This window comes from Burkholderia sp. Ax-1720 (assembly GCF_011753035.1).
GTDB classification, from domain to species: domain Bacteria; phylum Pseudomonadota; class Gammaproteobacteria; order Burkholderiales; family Burkholderiaceae; genus Burkholderia; species Burkholderia gladioli.
In genome coordinates this window covers 36,710-42,855 of the sequence record NZ_VWWK01000045.1, presented here as the reverse complement: position 1 = coordinate 42,855, position 6,146 = coordinate 36,710, and the positions used below count along the sequence as shown (strand labels likewise).

Genomic DNA, 6,146 nt, shown 5'->3' with positions numbered 1-6,146 from the left:
GGCGAGGCCGCTGCCTCGGGCGCAACCGGAGCGGCAGGCGTTGCCGGCGCGACGGGGCCGTCGGCTTGCGCATCGCCCGGGGCCGGCTCGCCGCGCGGCGGCGTGCCCTGCTGCGTGGTGCCGATCAGGTGGCGGATCGCGACCGCGTCGAGCGCGTCGTCGATCGATTCGAGCAGCGCCGGCGAGGCCGGCTGGCGCGCATTGGATTCGGCGCAGGCGGTGTAGTGCGCGGTCACGCCGGCCAGCACGCGGTCGATCGCCTCGGGCACGTCGCCGTCGAGGCGGCGCAGCGAGCGGTGCAGGTCGAGCGCGTTGAGCGCGACGCGCAGGTCGCGGAAGGTCTCGATCGAGGGATGGCGGTGATCGTCGGACGCGGACAGGCGCGGCAGCAGTTGCGTGACGCGGTCGAGCATGCGCGAGGCATGGTTGCGCTGGTCGGCGATCGGCTGGCGCGAGGCGGACTTGGCGACGTCCTCCCAGCTCGAGCGCAGCAGCCGGCGCGCCGCCAGCTCGGCGCCGAACGGGCGCGTGGCGCGGGTCCAGACGAAGGCATAGAGCAGCCCGGCGACACCGGCGATATTGCTGTTGAGGAACACCAGGAAGTCGGCCGAGTAGGCGTCCTGGATGCTGATGAAGGTGGCGGTGTTGACGGCCACCAGCATCGTCACCAGATTGAACTGCGGGCGCGGGATCAGCGTGCCGATCAGGATGAAGGGCCCGGCGAAGATCAGCACCAGCATCACGAAATCATGCACGTGCGGCAGCACCACGAACAGGTAGAGCCCCGCGAACACCACACTCGCGCAGGTCGCCAGGAAGAAGCGGAACACCTGGGGCGCGGGCTCGTCGAGCGCGGCGAAGAAGCAGCAGGCCACCGCCGCCAGCGTGACCGCCCCGGCGCCGTCGTTCCAGCCCGAGGAGATCCACAGCCAGCAGGCGAACACGATCGCGCCGCCCGCGGTCAGCGTGGAGAACAGCATCATGCCGCGATCGTAGAAGCGCTCGGTGCCGCCCAGCCGCCAATGGCGGTAGCGCGGCTGCCAGACGCCGGCCTCGTTGCCGATCAGGGCGCGCAGCGAGCGGCAGTCCTGCCACACGTCGACCACCTGGCGCAGCCGCCACAGCGCGTTCGACAGCAGCGCGCCGTCCCAGCTCACCATCGCGTCGCCGGTCGGCTGCAGCGCGGCGATGCGCTCGCGCAGCCGGTCCGCCACCGGGTCGGCAATCGCGCCCGTGGCATCGGCCGGCGCCGGCAGCGGCGCGTCGAACCAGCGCGCCGCGTCGGCCAGCAGCGATTCCAGCTCGGCCGGTAGTTTCTCGAGCTCGCGCATCAGCGCGACCAGCGGATCGGCGAGCGCCGACATCAGCGGCATGAACAGTTGCATGCGGCCGTGCAGGGCCTCGGCGCGGGCCAGCACGCGCGGATGGGCGTGATCGTAGCCGAGCTGGCTGAGCAGGAATTCCAGCGCGTTGAGGGTGGCAGCCAGCCGCTGCCGGCAGGCCGACAGCGCCTTGCCGGCCAGGTGGCCCGAGAGCGTCTCGCGGCCGTAGAAGGCGGCGTCGCGGAACCAGCCGTCGGCGCGCTCGATCAGGGTCGGCGCGAGCCGGTTCGGCAGGATCGCGCTGCCCACCACGCTGGCGCAGACGATCCCCAGGATGATCTCCTCGGTGCGCGCGATCGCCACGTCGAACACCGTGGTCGGATCGGTGACGGTGGGCAGCGCGATCAGCGGCATGGTGTAGCCGGCCAGCAGGAACACGTAGCTGCGCGCGGTGCGGTCCGACATCGCCAGGTAGAGCAGGGTGCCGGTCCACAGCGCCACGATCACGCTGAACAGGAAGGGCGTCTCGACGAAGGGCGGCACCAGCAGGATCGCGGCCGAGGCGCCGAGCGCGGTGCCCAGCGCGCGGTAGAGCGCCTTCGAGCGGGTCGCGCCGACGAAGGGATTCGAGACGATGTAGACGCTGGCCATCGCCCAGTAGGGGCGCGGCAACTGGAAATAGAGGCCGAGGTAGAGCGCCAGCATCGAGGCGGCGAAGGTCTTGCCCGAGAACAGCCAGTCGCGCAGGCTCGGGTAGGTCATGGCGCGCCCCGATCGCCGGCATCGCCCGAGTCGTTGAAGGCGTTCAGGACTCGCAGCGTGGCCTCGAGATCGGCGCGACTGACCGACTTCAGCACGCGCGCACGCAGCACGCGCAGGTCTTCCTCCATCTTCGCCGTGACGGCGCGGCCCTCGTCGGTGAGCGTGACGGTCTTGGCGCGGCGATCGGCCGGGTCCTCGTCGCGGCGCGCCAGGCCCGCCGCGCAGAGCTGGTCGAGCAGCCGCACCAGCGAGGGCCCCTCGATGCCGACGTGCTCGGCGAGCGTGACCTGGCGGACCGCCTCGCCCAGCCGGCCGGCGATCAGGAGCGGCGTGGCGCAGGCCTCGGACACGTTGTAGGCGGTGAGCAGCGAGTCGCTGGTCCGGCGCCACTTGCGGGCGGCGGTGACCAGGGTGCTGCTGACGGCCAGGCGCAGGGCATGGAGATTCGACATCCGGCGGATGATATCGGAATTCCATTCGATAGCAAACTATCGGTTTGAGGTAAACGCTTTACGAGTCGGTCAGGGGGAGGGCACGCGCGGCGCCTGCCGAGGCGATCGACGCAGCCGGCAGCGTAGCGCGCGCTCGATGTCATGCCGATGTCGTCCGCCGCCGCGAGCATGAGGCGATTCGATTGCTTCCCGGGCGCGACGCGGCACGTTTCATGCTGCGGCGCATGATCCGCGCGGTGGCGGCGCGCCCGCCATCCAGGCCGGCGGCCGGGCCGGCGAGGGCGGTGCTTCATGCTGCGGCGCATTCGAGCCGCGCCTCGACTTTCGAATCGGGTCGGATGTGCTTAAATTTCGAGATTGCAGCCGGCCCGCGTTCCGAGCGGGCCGGATTTCCTTCAGCCCCGAGAGCCGCGAGGAGTGCGCGTGAAGAAGCCACCGGTCGTCACCTATGTTCGTCCGCGCCAGCGTGCCCAGACGCTGGCGATCCGCCGCAACCGCAAGATGGCGCGCTCGGTGCACGCCTATGTGCGCGGCAACACGGCCCGCTATTACGAGTGGCTGGCCGACGCGAAGGTCGGCACGCTGCCCGAGGGGCCGGCGATCTGGATCTGCGGCGATTGCCATACCGGCAACCTCGGCCCGGTGGCCAACGATGCCGGCGAGATCGAGATCCAGATCCGCGATCTGGACCAGACCGTGATCGGCAATCCGGTGCACGACCTGATCCGGCTCAGCCTGTCGCTGGCCACCGCCGCGCGCAGCTCCGACCTGCCGGGCATCGTCACGGCGCGCATCATCGAGCAGGTCCACGAGGGCTACATGCACGCGCTGGCCGCCGGCAAGCGCAAGCGCGCGGCGATCCCCAAGCCCGACGTGGTGCGCATCGTGATGCGCACCGCGCTGGAGCGCACCTGGAAACATCTGGCGCGCGAGCGGCTGATGGGCGTGAAGCCGGTGCTGCCGCTCGGCAAGCGCTTCTGGCCGCTGTCGCGTGCCGAGTCGAGCGGCATCGCCTCGCTGGTCGACACGCCCGCCATCGCCGAGCTGGCCGTCGGCCTGCGCGGCAACCGGCCGGCCGAGCATGTCGAGTTGCTCGACGCTGCCTACTGGGTCAAGGGTTGCAGCTCGCTGGGGCGGCTGCGCTACGCGGTGCTGCTCGACGTCGACGGCGCCGCCAGCGAGGGCGACGATCTGTGCCTGGTCGATATCAAGGAAGGCACCACGGCGCTGGCGCCGCGCTATCGCGACAGCGAGATGCCGCGCGACAACGGCAAGCGCGTGGTGGAAGGCGCGCGCCATCTTTCGCCCTATCTCGGCAACCGCATGTGCGCGGCGACGCTGTCCGAGCGTTCGGTGATCGTGCGCGAGCTGCTGCCGGCCGACCTCAAGCTCGAGATCGGCAGCGTCGACGAGGCCGAGGCGCTGCGCATCGCGCGCTACCTGGCGCACGTGGTGGGCCTCGCCCATGCGCGGCAGATGGATAGCACCACCCGCACGCGCTGGCTGGCGGAGCTGAAGCGGGGGCGCTCGAAGACCATCGACGCGCCGTTCTGGCTGTGGCGCAGCGTGATCGAATTGATGGGCAACCACGAGGTGGGCTACCTCGAACACTGCCGCCGCGTGGCGGCGCAGCGTGCCGGCAAGCGCTGAGCGCGGCCGGCGGTGAAGCGGCCGAGCGACCCGCCGGCGGCGGGACCGGACGAGAACGAGGACGAGGCGAGGACGAAAATCGATGAAGACCTTTCATTGCGGCAACTGCGGGCAGTTGGTGTTCTTCGAGAACGTGCGCTGCGAGCGCTGCGAGGCGCCGCTCGGCTACCTGCCCGAGGTGGGCGAGGTGGGGGCGTTCGAGATCGACGCGTCCTCGGGCCAGTGGCGCAGCCTGCACCCCTCGGTGGCCGGGCAGCTTTACCGGCCCTGCCATAACTATTCGGTCGAGAACGTCTGCAACTGGATGGTCCCGGCCGATTCGCCGGCCAGCTATTGCGAGTCCTGCGCGCTGACGGAAACCATTCCCGACCTCTCCAACCCGGACAATCGCCCGCTCTGGTATCGCACCGAGGCGGCCAAGCGGCGCCTGGTCTACACGCTGACGATGCTGGGGCTGCCGGTGGAATCGCGCCTGCTGGCGCCGGAGCGCGGCATGAGCTTCGCCTTCAAGGCGGCCACCGAGAGCGAGCCGGTGATGACGGGCCACGCCAGTGGCCTGATCACGCTCAACCTGGCCGAGGCCGACGATGCCGAGCGCGAGCGCGTTCGAGCGGCCATGCACGAGCCCTATCGCACCCTGGTCGGGCATTTCCGTCACGAGATCGGCCATTACTACTTCGATCGCCTGATCGTCGGCAGCGCCTGGCAGGAAGCCTTTCGCGAACGTTTCGGCGACGAGCGCGCCGACTACCAGGCCGCGCTCGACGCGCATTACCAGAACGGCGCGCCGGTGGGCTGGGAGGACAGCTACATCAGCGAATACGCGAGCATGCATCCCTGGGAGGACTGGGCCGAAACCTGGGCGCATTACCTGCACATGGTCGACACGCTCGATACCGCGAATGCCTGCGGGCTGGTGCTCGATCCCGACGACGACAGCCTGCCGCATCTCGACGACCAGACCTCGGTCGACGAGGCCAGCTTCGGCAACCTGATGCGGCGCTGGTTTCCGCTGACCTATGCGCTGAACAGCCTGAATCGCAGCATGGGCGTGGCCGATGCCTATCCGTTCGCGCTGTCGCCGGCGGTGGTGGCCAAGCTGCGCTTCGTGCACCACGTGATCAGCGCGACGCGCGAGGCGGCGCCGGACGAGGCGAGCGGCGCGCGGGCGGCCGGCAGCGAGGAAGTCCGCGACGAGGCGGCGGGAAAGCAGGGCGGATCGACCTCCTGAACGGAGTCGCCGGGCGCCGGGCGAGTCAGTCGCCGGGGCGGGGAGAGTAAAGGCGAATCAGCCGATCGAGGTTGTCATGCGCCAGCGTCGTGAGCGGCGCGAATTCATCGGACAGGAACAGCGGCGTTTGCGAGCGTAGCTGCATCAGCGCCCGAAGCCGGCCGTCACGGAACGGCGCCGAAGGCGCCGCGGGCGCTTGCCCCCATTCGAGCGCGATCTCGCGGTCATAGGCCAGCAGGCGCTCGGGCGTCGCGGCCAGGATCGCCAGGTCGGCATCGAGGAACAGCGCGGCCGCCTGCCGGCGCGACGGATCGGCAAGCGCCGAAGCCGGCAGCCGATGCGACTTGGTGGCGAGCACCAGTTCGCAGGCGAAGCGCAGCGCGTCGGCATGCTCGCGCTGCCAGGCGGGCGGGCACAGCGCCGCCGCCGTCGCGGCCAGCCACGAGGCGCTGCGCGCTTCGTTGTCGGCGTAATCGGCAAGCGTGGTGGCGTAGACGATGTCGTGCGCCCAGGCCGCCAGCTCGATCGCCAGCCGATGTGGCGCGTCGCGGTAGGGCGCGAGTTGCTCGAACAGCTCGGCCAGGTGCGCGAGCGTGTGGTAATGGCGCTGCGGCTCGCGATAGGCCTGCTCGACCAGCGGCCAGACGGCGGCCGTGCCGAAGCAGGCCGCGCATTCCTCGCGCAGGACGCCGAGCGTGGCGTCGTCGATCATGCCCGAGCCGCCGCGCC

The 6,146-nt window shown here is 70.4% G+C and carries 5 protein-coding genes; 2 read left to right on the top strand and 3 right to left on the bottom strand.

The window, feature by feature from the left end; all coding sequences use genetic code 11:
• Together F3J18_RS15950 and F3J18_RS15945 are read right to left on the bottom strand one after the other, a co-directional pair.
• On the bottom strand, positions 1–2,084 hold a 2,084-nt coding region (locus F3J18_RS15950; RefSeq protein ID WP_166913299.1), incomplete at its 3' end, for an FUSC family protein.
• A complete protein-coding gene (locus F3J18_RS15945; protein WP_025098968.1) occupies positions 2,081–2,536 on the bottom strand; it encodes a MarR family transcriptional regulator in 456 nt (151 codons plus the stop codon). The genes F3J18_RS15945 and F3J18_RS15950, both read right to left, overlap by 4 nt.
• A gap of 423 nt (positions 2,537–2,959) precedes the next feature.
• Between F3J18_RS15945 and F3J18_RS15940 the strand changes: the two genes are divergently transcribed.
• Complete coding sequence (locus tag F3J18_RS15940; RefSeq protein WP_025098967.1) at positions 2,960–4,186, top strand: DUF2252 family protein; 1,227 nt, start codon at positions 2,960–2,962, stop codon at positions 4,184–4,186.
• 82 nt (positions 4,187–4,268) lie between these two features.
• Positions 4,269–5,417 (top strand): putative zinc-binding metallopeptidase, encoded by a 1,149-nt coding sequence (locus F3J18_RS15935; RefSeq protein ID WP_166913298.1) that lies wholly within the window; start codon positions 4,269–4,271, stop codon positions 5,415–5,417.
• A 25-nt stretch (positions 5,418–5,442) separates the two neighbouring features.
• Here F3J18_RS15935 and F3J18_RS15930 read toward each other — a convergent pair whose 3' ends face one another.
• Positions 5,443–6,129 carry a hypothetical protein gene (locus F3J18_RS15930; RefSeq protein WP_166913297.1) on the bottom strand — a complete coding sequence of 229 codons (687 nt, stop codon included), beginning with the start codon at positions 6,127–6,129 and terminating at the stop codon, positions 5,443–5,445.
• Positions 6,130–6,146 lie beyond the last annotated feature (17 nt).